Raw genomic sequence first — 15,050 nt, forward strand, 5'->3', positions numbered from 1 at the left:
GCTCCTACCGTTCGATGTCGCAGGGGCCCGCCGCGGCGGACACGCAGGTCTGGATGAGGACGCCCGGTCCGGCCTCGGTGATCTCGCCGGTGCGCAGGTCGCGGACGGCGCCCGCCGTGAGCGGCGTGACGCAGCCGAAGCAGATGCCCATGCGGCACCCGGACGGCATGAGCACGCCGGCCTCCTCGCCCACGTCCAGCAGCGGTGTGGCGCCGTCCGCGTCGACGGTCTTGTCGGTGGCGGAGAACGTGACCTCGCCACCGTCGCCGGTGACGACGACGCCCGGGCGGAAGCGTTCGGTGTGCAGGCGCTCCGGGACGCCGTGCTCGGTCCAGTGGTCCTCGGCGGCGTCGAGCAGGCCCCCGGGCCCGCACGCCCAGGTCTCTCGCTCGGCCCAGTCGGGGACCAGTTCGCCCAGACGGGCGATGTCGAGCATGCCGTCCGTGTCGGTGTGCAGCTCGGTGAGACGCAGCTTCTTCTCCGCGACCAGGTCGTGCAGGTCGTTGCTGAAGATCACGTCGTGCGGCCGCGGTGCGGAGTGGACCATGACGACGTCGTCGAGCTCGGTGTCGCGCAGCATGCCCATCACCGGCGTGATGCCGCTGCCGGCCGTCAGGTAGAGCACCTTGGCGGGCTTGGCCTGCGGCAGCACGAAGTCGCCGGCCGCCTGGTCGAGCTGGATCAGCGTGCCCGGCCCGGCCCTGCGGACCAGGTGGTTGCTGACCTTGCCGTCCGGGATGGCCTTCACGGTGATCGTGATCCGGCCGTCCCGGCGGTTCGTCGGCGAGGTGACCGAGTAGGCACGCCACAGGCGCACCCCGTCGACGTCGACCCCGATCCGCACGTACTGACCGGCCGTGTGGCCGCGCCAGCCCCGTCCCGGCCTGATCACGATGGTCGCGGCGTCACTCGTCTCGGGATGCACGGCCTCGATGCGCCCCCGCAGGTCGCCGCCCGCACGCAGCGGGCTGACCATGTCGAGGTAGTCCGACGGCAGCACCGGCGTCGTGACCATCTCCAGCAGTTTCCACGCCCTACTGCGGAGGGCTGCACTCGTCATGACCCCAGCTTGATGTGCTTCAGGGGATAGAGTCCTGTCCGAGAAACGTGAATCTGATCGGTTGAACTGTTCGCAGGGAACAAAAAGTGAACCACGCAGTCCGGAAGGCCGGCGAACTGGTCCTGGATGAGACGACGGTCTCCGCGGTGCGGGCCGTGCTGAGGACCACCGCCGACGAGGTCGTACAGGCGATCATCGACGAGGTCCCGCCCTACGCCAACGCCCTTTCGGGCCGCATGGGCGCCACCATCCGCCGAGCTGTCCGCACCGCCCTGGGCCTCTACCTCGACCTCGCGAGCGGGAACGCCACGGGCGGCGACGCCGGCGACGCGGCCTACGAGCTGGGCCGCGGCGAGGTCCGCGACGGCCGTTCGATGGACGCCCTGCTCAGCGCCTACCGGGTCGGCGCCCGCGTGGCCTGGCGGGGCCTGGCCGCAGGTGCCGTACCCGCGGGGCTGCCCGCCGCCCAGGTCGCCAAGTTCGCCGAGCTGACCTTCGCCTACATCGACGAGCTCTCCGCCGCGAGCGCCGCCGGCCACGCCGACGAACTGGCCGCGCGGGGCCGGGCCCACGAGCGCCACCTGGAACAACTGGCCCGTGACCTCCTCTCCGGCGCGAGCCCGGACGTGCTCCTTGCCGCTGCCGGGCGGGCCGCGTGGCAGCCGCCGGTCTCGCTGACCGCAGTCCTGCTGCCCGCCGCCCAGGCCCGGCCCGCCTACCGCACGCTCGACCCGAACACCCTTGTCCTCGACGATCTTCCGGACGCCTCCGGCGTGCTGCTCGTCCCCGACGCCGACCGAGCACATCTCCTGAGGCGGCTGCCCGACCGCACCGCCGTGGTCGGCCCGGCCCGTCCGTGGACGCGTGCGTCCGCCTCGTACGCACGAGCCGTACGCGCGCGCTCCCTCGCCTGCGGCATCCGCGACACCGAGGACCACCTGCCCGAGCTGGTACTGAGCGCCGACGCGGACGCGTTCGCCGACCTGCGTGCCCGGGCCCTCGCACCGCTCCGGACCCTGTCCGCCGCGACCGCGCGGCGGCTCGAGGAGACGTTGCGGGCGTGGCTGCTGCACCAGGGCAGGCGGGACGAGGTGGCGGCGGCGTTGTTCGTCCACCCCCAGACCGTCCGGTACCGGATGTCGCAGCTGCGGGAGCTGTTTCCGGATCTCGGGTCGCCGCACCGGGTCCTCGAACTGACGCTGGCGGTCGGTCTCCGGGTGGGCTGACGTCTTCTTCGACCGTCCACGACCGCCTCCTCGAAGGGTCACGGACCAGGTTGTCTCCCGGACTTCACACCGTGGCCGGATGTGCTGCCGGTGTCTCCGAACGGTCTCGGGCGGCGGGGTTGCGCCACCGGGGGCCGGCTCCGCGTGCTGCGGCGGCCAGGGCGTGGATGGTGACCAGGCACAGTGCCGTGCGGTACACGGTCTGCTGGAGGGGGATGAGCCACAGGTGGCGCAGGCTCTCGTGGTCGGTGCGCAGGGCGTAGGCGGCGAGGGCGAGTTGGGCGAGGCTGAAGGCGATCCAGGTGAGAGCGGGGACGGGCGTGGTGCCGGAGGCGAGGCCGTACAGGGCGGCTGCGTCCATCAGGGGTGCCGCGAGTGGCAAGGCGAGCTGGAAGAGCAGCAGGTAGGGGATGGTGCGGCGGCCGAGGCGGCCGGCGGTGCCGGTCTCCTTGACGGCGTGGCGGTGTTTCCAGATGGACTGCAGGGTGCCGTAGGCCCAGCGGTGGCGTTGGTGCCACAGACCGCGGACGGTGGTGGGGACGTGCGTGTGTGCCTGGGCGTCGGCGCGGTAGACGACGCGCCAGCCGCCCCGGCACAGGGTCATGGCGATGTCGGTGTCCTCGGCGAGGGTGTCCGCGCTGATGCCGCCGCAGGAGCGCGTGGGCGACGCCCGTGTTCAGGGCGGTGGGCTTGCCCCGGTTGGGCTGGGTCACGACCCGCACCCTGGGGTCCGCCACGGTGAGGGCTGCCGCCGTGGTGCCGTCCGTGGAGCCGTCGTCGACCACGACGACGTCGATGTCCGGGCAACCGCCGTCCAGCAGGGCCCGTACGCAGGAGGCGATGGTCGCCTCCTCGTTGTGGGCGGGGACGACGGCGGAGACGCGGGGCAGGGGGCTGGGCACTGCCTGTGGGCGGGTACGCCTCCGGTGCCCTGCCGCGGCTGCGGCGAGCAGGAGCAGGCGAGCGGTGGTGAGCAGGGCGACCGCGTACAGCAGCCCCGCGGCGGCGGGCGGTACGGCACCGGCCGCCTGGATCAGGCCGATCAGGGCTGCGCCGTACCAGCGTTCGAATGTGGGGGCCGGAGCGGTCTGGGGCCGTAGCCCGACCGCCTCGCTCAGGGTGGTGAAGCGGTATCCGCGTGCCTTGAGGGTGTCGATGAGCCGGCCCAGGGCGGCGACGGTCCGGGAGCGGTCGCCGCCGCCGTCGTGCAGGAGGACGACGGCACCACGGCGGTCGCGGGGTGTGGCGCCGTCCACGATGTCCTGGGGAGTGTGCGCTTCCCAGTCGAGTCCGTCGTGGGTGGACAGGACCGTCAGGTAGCCGAGCGCGCCGGTGCGCAGGGCCGCGTGCCAGTCGCGGTCGCTGACCGCGTCGGGCATGGACGAGTACGGCGGTCGCAGGAGGGTCGTGGTGTTCCCGGTTGCTCCGGCCAGGACGGCGCGGCCGGCGGCGAGTTCCAGGCGCGTCTGCCACACCGGCGCGGTGGCCAGGTCGGCGTGGGTGAAGGTGTGCAGGCCCACCTCGTGCCCGGCGGCCGTCTGTGCCCGGACCAGCTCGGGGTGCTCGGCCACGTGTCGGCCGACGACGAAGAACGTCGCCGGTACCTGCCGTTCTCGCAGTACCCGAAGGATCTGCGGGGTCCAGGCGCGGTCGGGCCCGTCGTCGAAGGTGAGCGCCACCGTGCCCGGGCGCACGTCGAGGCTGACCGGGGGGACGCTCCATGGCCGCACCCCCGGACACCGCCCCGCCCCCCGGCGCCAGGATCGCGGCAGGACTGGTCTGCGCCGTCCTGGTGCTCGCCGCTCTCGGCTACGCGGGCCTGCGGCTGCAGCACCGGCTGAACACCATCGACCCGCCCCAGGCCGCCACGGCTCCCCGGGGCGGCTACACCCTCACGGTCTACTTCACCCCCGCTGAGACGTACTACAACGGCCCGCGGCGCAGCATCCGCGGCCAGGCCTGCGCCGGCCAGAGCCTGCCGGAGACGTTCCCCGCCGACTACCTGGAGCGCGTCGACCTGGAAGGCTTCGGCAAGACCGCCCGCGGCGACTACCTCGGCCGGGACTTCGACCGGAAGTGCTACTTCGCGACCAGCACTCCCCCGCTGGGCTCCCACGACAACGCCCTGGTGCCCTGGCCGTCCGTCGCCGCCAACCACCTGTCACCGGGTACCGAGATCCGCGTCACCGACTGCGGTCCGGGGCTGACCGCCGAAATCTGCACGCGGGTGAGGGCCGCGCACTGGCGCGTCGACGACCTGTGCAGCATCGGCTGCGACGACGCGAAGCACCTCGACCTGTACATCGGCGAACAGACCAGGCCCGCCGTCGAAGACGAGGACTTCTACTTCGTCACCACCGGCGCCACCGTCCGGGCCGGCGCGCCGGCGGCTCTGCGCTGAACGGTGCGCCCCCGTCCGAGGTGAGAGCCGCGTCCTCGCACGCATCGACGTTTACATCGGCCGCAAGGACGGTGCCGTCGTGTCGCACGGGCCGGGGGGACCGGCGCTGTCCCCCGCTCCCGTTGCCGGACCGACCGCCGCTTGTGGCCCGGCCGCCGCGCGGCCGGTCGCGCAGGAGGCGCCGGACGTACCTGCCCGAAGTGCTGGAGCACTGGCGGTTCGTCGGTGTGATGCAGCGGCTGGCCTTCGCGTACCTGGCCGTATCTCTGCTGTACATCACCTGCGCATGGTCGCTGGTCTCCACCGACAGGCCCGCGGCCGCCCAGGACGCGACCTCTGCGCGTGTGGGCGGGCGTGCGCGTGCGGCTCGATTCCTGGCCCGGACCCTGTTGTTGGGCGGGTTCCCCCTGGTATGCCTCACCGTCTGGACGGTGGCGACGTACAGCTTCCACAACGCGTGGCCCGAATGCGCCGAAGTCCGTGTGCTGACGCCGGACTGCTCCCTCCAGGCCTACCTCGACACCAGCGTGTGGGGTACCCGGCACAACTTCGAGGGGGGCAAGTCCGACCCGGAAGGACTGCTGTCGACGCTGGTGGCCGTGGTCAACTGCTGGGCGGGTCTCCTCGTCGGCCTGGACGTCGTCCGGAACAAGCAGCGCTACAGCACGATGCGTGCCGTCCGCAGGCGCGCGTCCCTACTGATGTCCCTCGGCGTGATCTGCGCGGGCGGCGGCCTGGCGCTGGGCCTGCTCATCCCGATCGGGAAGCAGTTGTGGACGCCTTCCTTCGCGCTCGTCACCATCGGGATCATGACCGCCGGATTCGGACTGGTCCTGCTGGTCTCCGACGGCTGCCGGTGGCCCCCGCCCCACGGTCGGGTGGGCGACGACACGCCCCTCCCGGCGAACCGCATCCCACGCGGGTCTGCCTCAGCCCACCACGGGCTGACCGCCGCCGCCCGGCGCCGACTGGCCTCCACGGGCGGCACGGTGGTCGCCTTCGGCCGCAACCCGCTGTTCTTCTACGTCCTGTCCGAGCTCGTCATCACCACGCTGGACTACATCCCGCTCCGGTACCACGGCGAGGACACGACCCTGTGGAGCGTGGGCGCGCAAGCGGGCGAAGCCGTCGGCCTGCCCGGCCCACTGGCATCGATCATCTGGGCGCTGCTGTGGCTGTCCCTGTTCCACGCACCGCTCGCCCGGCTGCTCACCTCGCGCAGGTGGTACATCCGGGTGTGAGAGCGACCCCGGCCGCGGGCACGGTCACCATCACGGCATCGGGTCGGCGGCCGTCCGGCCACCCTCCGCCGCGAAGGCCACGTTTGCGCAGGTCAACAGGGATCCTCACAGGGGCCGATCGCGCACGCCGGCCGTTCCGGAGCAACGAGCAGACCACCCGAATGGCGCAGCACGCCCATCTGGGTGAAGATCGAGATGATGAGTGCCCCAACCGAGGCAATCCGTGAAAGGGGAACCACATGCGCATTCGACGAATCTTCGCCGCCGTCATCGCCACGGCAGCCCTCGCCGGACTCGGCCTCACAGGAGCCGCCACCGCCGCCGCCTCCGCACAGGGCGCCGTATCCGTCGTCACCCCTTATGAGTGCCAGCAGGGCGGCGGAACGGCCGATCTGGGGGCAAACCTCTGCAAGGGCGGAACGCACGACGGAGAGCCGGTCGACTGAACCCCGCAAGGCGCCCCGCTGCCACGCGCCGCGGGGCGCTCCCGCATGAGCGTGGCCGGGAGGGCCGCAGGGGCGGCGGACGCACCTGGGGGAGCCCCGAGCTGATCAGCCCCGACCCAAATCCGGGCCCTCGTAGGCCATGTACAGCGTGCTCAGGTCGTCGGCCAAGGTGATCGGGCCGAAGAAGTCGTACAGGGTGCCGGCGCGCCGGTCGAAGACGATCAGATGGCCGATGGTGCGGGTGTTGGGCACGGCGACGCCGGTGTCGACGAACTGCCGGGCCTTTGCTCCAGGTGCGACCGCCCTCGCGGGACGTGACGGTCAGGAGGGCGCTGCCGTCGGGGTTCCGGTCTGCTGTCGCCTGAGTCGCACCGGCGACCGTGACGAGCAGGAACGCGGCGGAGCCGGCCGGCGGGTGTACCGTGCCGGTCGGCTCGTTGTCCGTGTTGTTACGGCCCCGTCTCGTAGGTCCCCGGAGCGGGCCGAGGGCCACGTGCGCGGACCGGTTGCCCCGCCGTGCGCAGGGCGGTCAATCGATCGGCTGCGTGGACTTGTCAGGCAGCGTGCAGGTCTCCGCCGCGTAGGGGCGTGCAGTGATCTGTCCGCCGGCGGCCGTGCAGTCGTCTCTGGAGATGTTCGGAGACGAGGCGGCACCGGCGCTGACAGCGCCGACCGCGCTCACAACGGCAAGGGTTACCGAGGCCAGGGCGAGGCCCAGGATTCTTCGTACGCGCATGACGTCCTCCTCCTCTCGGGCGCCTTCGTTCGGCCTTCGGGAAGGACAGGTCTCAGAACGACGGCGCCCTCTTCATCAGCATGGGCGCTCCGCAAGAGGCCCGCGAGGCAGGCAGGGCTGGGCGCCGCGCCCGGGCGGTGACTCCCGGCCCCCGCCCACCGGCGCCGGCGGGCGGCTGCCCCTCGCGGTCCTCTAACGCGGCTCATGGGCCGCCGCCCGGCAGGCACCGGTGGCGGCGCCGCCCGCCACTCCGGTCCCGGTCAGCCCGGACACACAACTCTGCAGGTCTCCGGACACGCCGAGGCCACAGGCCGCTCGGGCGGATCCCGAATCGGTGGCACCGGCCTGTCCTGCCATGTCTGCGCAGGCGGAGATGTCCGCCCGGGCCGCGGGAGCGGCGACAACCGCACCACCGAGGGTGAGGGCAAGGCCGGTGAGGGCACCGGCGATACGGGTCGACGTGCGCATGGGACGCACCTGCCTTCCGGGTCGGCCGCGCGGTCCTGGTCCCGACGGGCAGTTCCACGCGGAGGGCCCGGACCGGATGAGACGCACGCGGACCTCCACTCGCGGGCCCCTCACTCCAGCGTCGCATCCTCTCCCCGCGCCGGCCTCCCAGGATCCGGACCAGTTCCGGACCAGCCCACGCAGGTAGCGTGGCCGTCCGAGGAGGCAGCGATGAGCGAACTGACGAAGCCCGAGGTCGAGGTCCCGGAGGGTGCGGCTCCGGCGGAGCTGACCGTGCGGGACCTGGCGGTCGGGGACGGGCCCGAGGTGAAGCCGGGGATGGTGGTCAAGGTCCACTACGTCGGGGTGACCTTCGCGTCCGGGAAGGAGTTCGACGCCTCCTGGGACCGGGGAGAGCCGTTCAAGTTCGCCCTGGGCAGCGGCAAGGTCATCAAGGGCTGGGACCGGGGGGTGCGGGGGATGCGGGTCGGCGGCCGGCGCGAGATCGTCGTTCCCCCGCGCCTCGGCTACGGCAGCCAGTCGCCCTCGCCGTTGATCCCGGCGGGCTCGACCCTGGTCTTCGTCGTGGACCTGATCGACTCGTATTCGGCAACGGCCGGGTGGAGCAGCGCCGCCCGGTGAACCCGCCGCTCGGCGGCGGCGTTGTCGGTGGGGCCGTCTAGTCTCGTTCCATGATCGAGGGGGAATGCGCCGCACCGGCGCTCGGTGCGCTCGCCGACGAGGTCGCGGCCGTGCTGGCCGACCGCCGCGACCCGGGCGTGGTGACGTTCGAACGGCTGCTCAGCGCAGTGATGGTGCACGCCTACCGGGACCGGGAGGCGCTGGCCGCGGCGCTGCGGGCCGTTCCGCGCCGGTTCGCGGTGCGGCCGGATCCGCAGGTGGCACGCCTCGCGGGGATCGTCGGCGCCGCGGTGGAGCCCGTACGGGCCGGGGAGCCTTGGGAGAAGGCCGGGGCGGGCTGGCTCGAACTGTGCCAGCACGTGGCCCTGGACTACATCGCGGGCGCGCGCGTGGGCGAGCTCCACGCACGGCTGCGGGCCGGCGACCCGGTGCCGTTCCCGCTGTCCGTGCCGAGCGGGCCGACGGGTGCGGTGGAGCCGCGCCATCTGGTCGAGCGGCTCGCGGAGTACGGGCGCCTCGGTGTCCGGCCGGGCCCGGCGGACCTGGGGCAGGCACTGCTGCGCTGCGGCGGCCCGGTCGTCCCCGAAGCCGTGCGCGCAGCCGAGGAGTTGGAGTCGGCGGAGGGGTCCCGGGTGGCCGACTGGCTGCGGCAGGGCGGCCTCCCGCAGCCGACGGGGTGGCGGGAGCGCGAATCCGGGGCGCCCGAGCGTCCCAGCAGGCGGCGGGGGGCACGCGTCGGCCGCCGGATCCTGGTGGGGCACGAGGCGATCGAGGGCCGCGGGGAGTTCCCGCGGCGGTTCTGGTCGCTGTTCCGCACGTTCGAGCCGGACATAGCCTGCGCGCACTGGTCCCTGCCGGACTTCCGGGACGCGCACACGGTCGCGACCCTGCCCTGGCATCCGGAGATCGCCGCGGCCCGGCTGCTGACGGGGGTCGCGTCGGCGGCCGACAAGGACGGCGGCCGCGGCGCGCCCGGCTTCCTGGAGGCGCTCGCCGCGGCCGACGGCCCTGCCGGACCGGCCGTGCACCTCGCCGTCGCCTACGGGCTCGCCTCGGCTCCGCAGGAGGACCGGGAGGCCGCCGTCAGGGCGCTGCTCCTGCTGTCCGCGCGGAGCAGGCTCGACGGCGGTCTGCTGGGGCGGGAACTCGCCGAACTCGTGGGGCTGGGCACGCTGAAGCCCGCCCTGGTGACCGAGTCCCTGCGGGCGGCGGCCGCCGCCCCGCAGGGCGCGGCCCCGGTCTGGGCGGTCCTGGCCGCCGGGCTCCCGGGCCTCCTGGCCTGCACCCGGCCGCAGGCGCACGGGGCGCTGCTGGCCGTCGCGGCGGACTCCGCGCGGCTGTCGGGTGCGCGCGGCGCGCTGCCCGAGGTGACCGCCCTGGCCGAGCGGCCGGGGTCGTCCCGCCTGCTGAAGGAGGCCCGCCGGCTGCGCGACACGCTGGCGGGACGCTGAGTCACGGGGCCCGGCGGTCGGCCGCGTCGAAACGGGCCAGTGCGAGCGCGCCGGGCCGCAACGCCCGCTCCAGGGCCGGGGTGAGGCCGTCATCGAGGCCGCCGAGGGCCTCTGCGGCCTCCTCGACCGCGTCCCGGGCGATCTCGGCGGCGACCTCCCCGGGCGGGGTGCGCGGGCCCAGCTTGCTGACGGCCGCGGCCGCCCGGGCCGGGGTGAGCAGTGCGGCGACCTGGGCGAGGAGCCAGCCGGGGACGCCCGCCGCGCCTTCGGCGGGCGCCCGGTACGGGCGCGAGCCGTCGAAGCGCCCGTCCTCGGCGAAGGCGGGGTGTTTGAACTTGGCCACCGGGCGGGCGGCCGGGCCGGTGCCGCCCTCGGCCGGCCACTCCCCGGCGGGCTTGACGACGAGGCCCTCGGCGAGGTTGCCGGGCAGTTCGGGCAGGCCCAGAAGGGCGGGCACCCGGGTGGGGAACACCGGGGTGTGCTCCTGGACCCGGGCGAGCGTCCCGCGGGCGATCAGCGGGGCGCAGTGCAGGCCCGCCGCGTCGGCGGCTTCCCGCAGCGCCCGGTCGCCTGCCCAGCGCGTGCCGCCGCCGGCCGTCAGGACCGTGGCGTCGAACGGCATCCAGAGCAGCCCCGGCGCGTACCAGACGCCGGTCTGCACCGGCTCCGTGTCCGGCGAGGGCGGCACGTCCGGGTGCGGGTAGCGCCCGCCGGCCAGTTCACCGTAGACCGTGACCGGCGCCGCCGGTCCGGTGCCGTGCGTGCGGCGCAGGGCGGCGGCGCAGCGGTCCGCGGCGACGGCCAGGGCCGGCCAGATCCGTCCGACGCCGAAGAACTCGTCGAGTCCGCTCTCGCCGAGCAGTTCGCGGCGTTTGGCAGGGCGCACTCCTGCCCGGTCGCACACGACGGCGAAGTTCGCGCCGTGGACCTTCTCCAGCGCGACCCACTCACGGGCCGCCGGTCCCTCGCCCAGCCGGGCCCGGGAGGGGATCTTGGGGTAAGGCGACCAGCCGCCGTCAGCCGTCATGCCGGTCTCCGCCGTGCCGGCGCTGGTGCTGCTCGGGCAGCCGGCTGTCGGGGTGCGCCCACAGCAGCACGTTGTCGGGGCGCGCGTCCCCGAAGAAGTCGAGGACGTCCTGGTCCGAGTGGCGCAGGCTGAAGTGAGTGAGGACGAAGAGGGTCTGCGGGTGGGCCTCGACGACGGGCCGCAGCCGGCTCCACACCGTGTGCCCGACCCGGTCGGCCCGGTCGAGCTCGGCGTCGTCGAGGTAGGTGCACTCGGTGATGACCACCGGGTACGCGAAGAGCCACGGATTGTCCTCGAAGACGCTGACGTGGGTGTCCCCGAGGAACGCGAACAGCGGCTTCAGCACCTCGTGTTCCACCGCGGCTCCCTCCTTGCGGCGCTGCGCGAGGATCCGCCCGAACTCGGCGCCGCCGCGGCCCTCCGCGGCGAGGGAGCACCGCAGCTCCTCGTACTCGGGGAGCAGTTCCCTGCGGCGCTCGGAGAAGGCGTAGCCGACGCACGGCACCTTGTGCGCGCACTCCACCACCCGTACGTGGTGTCCGCGGCGGCCGAAGGCGAACTCGTCGCCGCCGCGCACCCCGTGCAGCCGGCAGTTCGCGGCGAGGGCGGGATCGTAGGCCGTGCCGTGGTTGAGTTCGGCGGAGGCCCGCAGGTGGCGCTCCACGTACGGGACGGCGGGGGCGGGCAGGTGGATGTCCACTCCGGCGGGCCGGGCCGCGAGGTAGTCGAGGTCCTTGGCGTGGTCGTGGTGGGTGTGGGTGAGGAACACGGTCTCCGGCTGGCGGCCTTCCGCGAGACCGGCGTCGAGCGCGCAGCGCAGCTCGGGTATGTGGAAGAACGTCTTGTCGTTGGCGCGCGAGTACCCGGTGAGGGTGAGCTCGGTGCCCGGTATGCGCCAGGTCTTCCACTGGCGGAACGGGTGTCCCCGCTCGAGCCGTTCGGGGTGGGCCTGGGTCCGCTCGGGGGCCTGTGCCATCGGTGCCTCCGTGGGACCGCCGTGATCAAGGTGAGGGCCGATCGTAACGGGCGGCGCGGCGGAGAGGCCCCTGGTTTTCGGGGCGGGGCCCCACGATCGGGTCGCCCGGTCGGACGGTCGCCCGGTCGCCGGATCGCCCGGTCGGACGCATCGGGGCGTTTCGCCTGCGGTGGGGTGGGCGGGGAGGCAGGGTGTTGCCATGGACCGCCGACAGATCAGCTCCATCGCCCACACCGACCACCCCGTCGCCGCTCCGCTGAGTGACGATTCCGTACGCGATCTCCTCGACCGGGCCCTGCCGGAGGCCGGGGCCCGGCTGCTCGACCTCGGGTGCGGGTCGGGTACGTGGCTGATGCGCGCGCTGGGCCCGCGCCCGGACCTCCGTGCCGACGGCGTGGACAGCGACGCACGGGCCGTCGCCGCCGCCGGCCGCGCCGCCGCCGAGGCGGGGCTCGGCGACCGGATCGCCTTTCACGCCCAGGACGCCGCCGAGTTCGGCTCCCCGCACCGGTACGGCCTGGTCCTCAGCATCGGCGCCGCGCACGCCTTCGGCGGCCTGCTCCCCACGTTGAAGGCCGCCGACAGCCACCTCGCCCCGGGCGGGAGCGTTCTCGTCGGCGAGTGTTTCTGGGAGCGCGAACCCGACCGCAAGACCCTCGACGCCGGTTTCGCCGCGGACGACTACGACAGCCTGGCGACGACCGTCGACCGCGTCACGGCCGCTGGCTGGCTGCCGCTCCACGCGCACGTCAGCACCCTCCGGGAGTGGGACGACTACGAGTGGTCCTGGACCGGATCTCTCACCCGCTGGGCTCTGGACCACCCCGGGCACCCGGACCACGGCCAGGCCCTCGAAACCGCCGCCGGACACCGCGCGGCATGGCTCCACGGCTACCGGGGCACGCTCGGCTTCGTCACCCTGCTGCTGCGCCGCGACGCGGCCCGGCCGTAGGCCCATCGGGCCCGCGCCCGGCCGCGTCGCGTCGCGTCGCGTCGCGTCGGCTCGGTGTCAGAGGCGGTGCAGATGCCTCAGCACCGCGTGCGGCACGGACATGTCCACGACGGCCGCGGACGGCGGACCCGCCTGCGCGTCTTCGGCCGGGAGCACCAGGGCGGCGTCGAGCGCCGAGGCGAGAGCGGCGGCGGCCGGCGCCGCGGCGAGGTGGCGGATGCCGCCGTCCCGGCCGTACGCGATGCTCGACACGACCGGGATCCGGCCGCTGTCGAGGAACACGCGGAGCACCCCCGGGTCGACCCGCACCTCCCCTCCCCCGTCCGCCTCCAGCGTGCGGCCGTCCTCACCGGTGAGGCCGACCGCCAGCGTGGTGTGCTCGTTGAGGCTTCCCACCAGCCCCCGCTGTACGTGTCCCGCGACGTGGGTGCGCAGCGCGGCCGGGTCGCCGTCCAGCCAGGCAGGGAGGTGAGGTCCGCCGTCGTGCACCAGGACAGTCCTCACCCCGCTGTACCGCAGGAACCCGATGTCACCGCAGAACGCGTGCCGCAGCCCTTCGTCGGCGAGCACGTGGTGCCCGGCCACCACGACCACGGTCCGGCCGTGCAGTTCCCTGATCCGGGGCAGGGTGGCGACGAGGGTGCGGGCCGCGTCCTGGACGGCCGGGCCGGGGTGTTCCTCCGGTGTCATGCCTCGGCTCAGCCGTCGGCCCGCTGGTACAGCGTCCCGTCGCTCCAGATCCGGGCGACCCGGCCCCACTCGGCGGCGGAGGCCACGTCGGGGAAGAAGCCGTGCCCGTTGAGGTTGGCGCTGGTGTTGCACAGCACGGGGACGCCGCTGAGCCGGTGGTAGGCGGACAGCACGGCGAAGAGCAGGTCGTCGTCCGCCGGGCCGACCGTCTGGAGCCGCGCGGTGCCGTCGAGGTGGATGACCGCGGGGATCCGGTCCACCCAGTCCGCCCGGACCTCGTGGTCGAAGAGCATGTGCGGGTCCGGCGTGCCGGGGGCGAAGATCGCCGGTGCCTCGGCCTCGAGGCAGATGGGGGCGACGGGCCGGTAGGGTTCGCGGTCCTTCACCCGGTTCAGCTCGTCCTTCATCGACGCGCTGACCGGGGCCGCGAGGATGCTGCGGCCGCCGAGTGCGCGCGGGCCGAGTTCGGCCCGTCCGTGCAGGACCACCACGGGCTCCCCGGACTCGTGGAGGATCGCGGCGAGTTCCTCCGGGGTGCAGGCCGACGCCGACCAGCCGGCGGGCAGCTCGGGCGACGGGGTCAGCGCCGGGCCCAGCCGGGGGTTCCACGCGAGCGGCGCCAGGCCGTCGCGCTGGGCGCGGCCCAGAACGGCCGCTCCGATGGCGGAACCCGAGTCGTTGGGGAACGGCGGGACCCACACGTCGCGGAACTCGGGGGCCTCGCGCAGCGCGCTGTTCCACTTGATGTTGAGCGCGCAGCCGCCGGCGAAGCACAGGTTCCAGGGGCCGTCGCCCTTGGCGGCGCGGACCTTGGCGGTGATCCGTTCGACGAGGAAGCGCTCGAAGAAGGCGTGCACGCTCGCCAGGACGTCCTCGTCGCTGGTGCCGTTCTGCGACACGCGGGCGCGGACGGCGGAGAAGAACTCGTGGATGGGGGGCACGGACCGCTCGAAGAGACTGCCGTAGCCGCCGACCGTCGCGCGGTACTCCACCGCGGCCGGCTCTTCGCTCTCGAAGACGCGGTGGAACTCCTCCCGCAGAACGGTGATGACGTCTTCGTCCTCACGGCCCAGCGCGATGTACGCCATGAGCTTGCCGGCGACCGAGAGGTCGTCGACCGTGGGCGACTGGACGGTCTTGCGGAAGGGTCCGAAGTGGTGTCCTGCGATGGCGTACGCGTGGCCGATGAGGGGGAAGAGCTCGCCGAGGTTCTCCACGCCGTCGCGCGGGTCCGCCCAGTAGAGGCGGGGGAAGAGGCCGCCGTCCCAGACGAGGACGAAGGAGCCTTCACCGCGCTGGGCGAAGGGGCTGGACGCGTAGGCGCTCGCCACGTGTCCCGCCGCGTGCGGGTAGCTGGTGTACGGGTAGGCCCCGCCGTCCATCGGGAACGTGCCGGAGACGCTGGGCGCGTCGAGCCTCGGGCACGCCGCCGACTCGCGGTAGGGGCCGACCACGATCTCCGCGGGCACCCCCCGGTCGAGGAGGGCGACCGTTCCGGAGACGTCTCCGTCCCAGCCGTCCACGACCCACTGGTCGACGTCGTCCGGCTTGTAGCCGAAGTCGGCGAGGACTCCGGGGATCAGGCTGAAGTCGGCGACGGTGCTGTAGCGCAGACCGTTCCCCAGCTTCTCCATCTCCACACTGAAGACGAGACGGTCGTCGTCGAGCAGGGCGACGGCGCCGTCATGCGTGAGTTTCAACCCGCAGATAATCAACTGTGTTGCTCCTTGGTCTGCTTGAGTCGGCACGTGGGTG

At 73.6% G+C, this 15,050-nt stretch carries 15 protein-coding genes and 2 pseudogenes; 7 read left to right on the forward strand and 10 right to left on the reverse strand.

Features of this window, described 5'->3' with window-relative positions; all coding sequences use genetic code 11:
• Positions 1-4 precede the first annotated feature (4 nt).
• On the reverse strand, positions 5-1,060 hold the full coding sequence (locus tag ACTVZO_RS06025) for a ferredoxin reductase (protein WP_443297380.1): 1,056 nt from the start codon (positions 1,058-1,060) through the stop codon (positions 5-7).
• Positions 1,061-1,146: 86 nt separating this feature from the next.
• Here ACTVZO_RS06025 and ACTVZO_RS06030 point away from each other — a divergent pair, with 86 nt between their 5' ends.
• The gene (locus ACTVZO_RS06030; RefSeq protein ID WP_443297381.1) at positions 1,147-2,286 is read left to right on the forward strand and encodes a PucR family transcriptional regulator; all 1,140 of its coding nucleotides are present in this window, start codon (positions 1,147-1,149) and stop codon (positions 2,284-2,286) included.
• Positions 2,287-2,350: 64 nt separating this feature from the next.
• On the opposite strand, the pseudogene ACTVZO_RS06035 reads toward ACTVZO_RS06030, so the two are convergent.
• Positions 2,351-2,932, reverse strand: a pseudogene (locus ACTVZO_RS06035) (glycosyltransferase); the annotation flags it as partial.
• A 22-nt stretch (positions 2,933-2,954) separates the two neighbouring features.
• Positions 2,955-4,016 (reverse strand): annotated as a pseudogene (locus ACTVZO_RS06040) (polysaccharide deacetylase family protein); the annotation flags it as partial.
• Between ACTVZO_RS06040 and ACTVZO_RS06045 the strand changes: the two are divergent.
• The 3 genes from ACTVZO_RS06045 (at position 4,007) to ACTVZO_RS06055 (ending at position 6,374) form a co-directional block, all read left to right on the forward strand.
• Positions 4,007-4,687 (forward strand): hypothetical protein, encoded by a 681-nt coding sequence (locus ACTVZO_RS06045; RefSeq protein ID WP_443297382.1) that lies wholly within the window; start codon positions 4,007-4,009, stop codon positions 4,685-4,687. The pseudogene ACTVZO_RS06040 and the gene ACTVZO_RS06045 sit on opposite strands and share 10 nt — an antisense overlap.
• 200 nt (positions 4,688-4,887) lie before the next feature.
• Complete coding sequence (locus tag ACTVZO_RS06050) at positions 4,888-5,928, forward strand: hypothetical protein (protein WP_443297383.1); 1,041 nt, start codon at positions 4,888-4,890, stop codon at positions 5,926-5,928.
• A gap of 239 nt (positions 5,929-6,167) precedes the next feature.
• Positions 6,168-6,374: a hypothetical protein gene (locus ACTVZO_RS06055; RefSeq protein ID WP_443297384.1), complete on the forward strand. Its 207-nt coding sequence runs from the start codon at positions 6,168-6,170 to the stop codon at positions 6,372-6,374.
• 105 nt (positions 6,375-6,479) lie between these two features.
• Here the strand turns inward: ACTVZO_RS06055 and ACTVZO_RS06060 are convergent, their stop codons facing one another.
• From ACTVZO_RS06060 to ACTVZO_RS06070, 3 genes are all read right to left on the reverse strand, one after another.
• The gene (locus tag ACTVZO_RS06060) at positions 6,480-6,626 is read right to left on the reverse strand and encodes a hypothetical protein (RefSeq protein WP_443297385.1); all 147 of its coding nucleotides are present in this window, start codon (positions 6,624-6,626) and stop codon (positions 6,480-6,482) included.
• A 277-nt stretch (positions 6,627-6,903) separates the two neighbouring features.
• Positions 6,904-7,110 carry a hypothetical protein gene (locus ACTVZO_RS06065; RefSeq protein ID WP_443297386.1) on the reverse strand — a complete coding sequence of 69 codons (207 nt, stop codon included), beginning with the start codon at positions 7,108-7,110 and terminating at the stop codon, positions 6,904-6,906.
• Between the two features lie 192 nt (positions 7,111-7,302).
• Positions 7,303-7,578 (reverse strand): hypothetical protein, encoded by a 276-nt coding sequence (locus tag ACTVZO_RS06070; protein ID WP_443297387.1) that lies wholly within the window; start codon positions 7,576-7,578, stop codon positions 7,303-7,305.
• 210 nt (positions 7,579-7,788) lie between these two features.
• Here ACTVZO_RS06070 and ACTVZO_RS06075 point away from each other — a divergent pair, with 210 nt between their 5' ends.
• Together ACTVZO_RS06075 and ACTVZO_RS06080 are read left to right on the forward strand one after the other, a co-directional pair.
• Entirely contained in the window at positions 7,789-8,199 is a 411-nt protein-coding gene (locus tag ACTVZO_RS06075; protein ID WP_443297388.1) for an FKBP-type peptidyl-prolyl cis-trans isomerase, read from the forward strand.
• A 50-nt stretch (positions 8,200-8,249) separates the two neighbouring features.
• Positions 8,250-9,650 carry a hypothetical protein gene (locus ACTVZO_RS06080; RefSeq protein WP_443297389.1) on the forward strand — a complete coding sequence of 467 codons (1,401 nt, stop codon included), beginning with the start codon at positions 8,250-8,252 and terminating at the stop codon, positions 9,648-9,650.
• A 1-nt stretch (position 9,651) separates the two neighbouring features.
• Here ACTVZO_RS06080 and ACTVZO_RS06085 read toward each other — a convergent pair whose 3' ends face one another.
• Together ACTVZO_RS06085 and ACTVZO_RS06090 are read right to left on the reverse strand one after the other, a co-directional pair.
• Positions 9,652-10,677 (reverse strand): RNA ligase family protein, encoded by a 1,026-nt coding sequence (locus ACTVZO_RS06085; RefSeq protein WP_443297390.1) that lies wholly within the window; start codon positions 10,675-10,677, stop codon positions 9,652-9,654.
• A complete protein-coding gene (locus ACTVZO_RS06090) occupies positions 10,667-11,653 on the reverse strand; it encodes an MBL fold metallo-hydrolase (protein ID WP_443297391.1) in 987 nt (328 codons plus the stop codon). The genes ACTVZO_RS06085 and ACTVZO_RS06090 overlap by 11 nt, the downstream gene beginning before the upstream one ends.
• A gap of 199 nt (positions 11,654-11,852) precedes the next feature.
• Between ACTVZO_RS06090 and ACTVZO_RS06095 the strand changes: the two genes are divergently transcribed.
• Positions 11,853-12,605, forward strand: coding sequence for an SAM-dependent methyltransferase (locus ACTVZO_RS06095; protein ID WP_443297392.1), 753 nt, complete (start codon positions 11,853-11,855; stop codon positions 12,603-12,605).
• Between the two features lie 57 nt (positions 12,606-12,662).
• Here ACTVZO_RS06095 and ACTVZO_RS06100 read toward each other — a convergent pair whose 3' ends face one another.
• Positions 12,663-13,295 (reverse strand): amino acid kinase family protein, encoded by a 633-nt coding sequence (locus tag ACTVZO_RS06100; protein WP_443297393.1) that lies wholly within the window; start codon positions 13,293-13,295, stop codon positions 12,663-12,665.
• Positions 13,296-13,303: 8 nt separating this feature from the next.
• Positions 13,304-14,995: a carbamoyltransferase N-terminal domain-containing protein gene (locus ACTVZO_RS06105; RefSeq protein WP_443297394.1), complete on the reverse strand. Its 1,692-nt coding sequence runs from the start codon at positions 14,993-14,995 to the stop codon at positions 13,304-13,306.
• Between the last annotated feature and the right edge of the window lie 55 nt (positions 14,996-15,050).

This window comes from Streptomyces sp. IBSNAI002, from assembly GCF_052244475.1.
Lineage (GTDB): Bacteria > Actinomycetota > Actinomycetes > Streptomycetales > Streptomycetaceae > Streptomyces.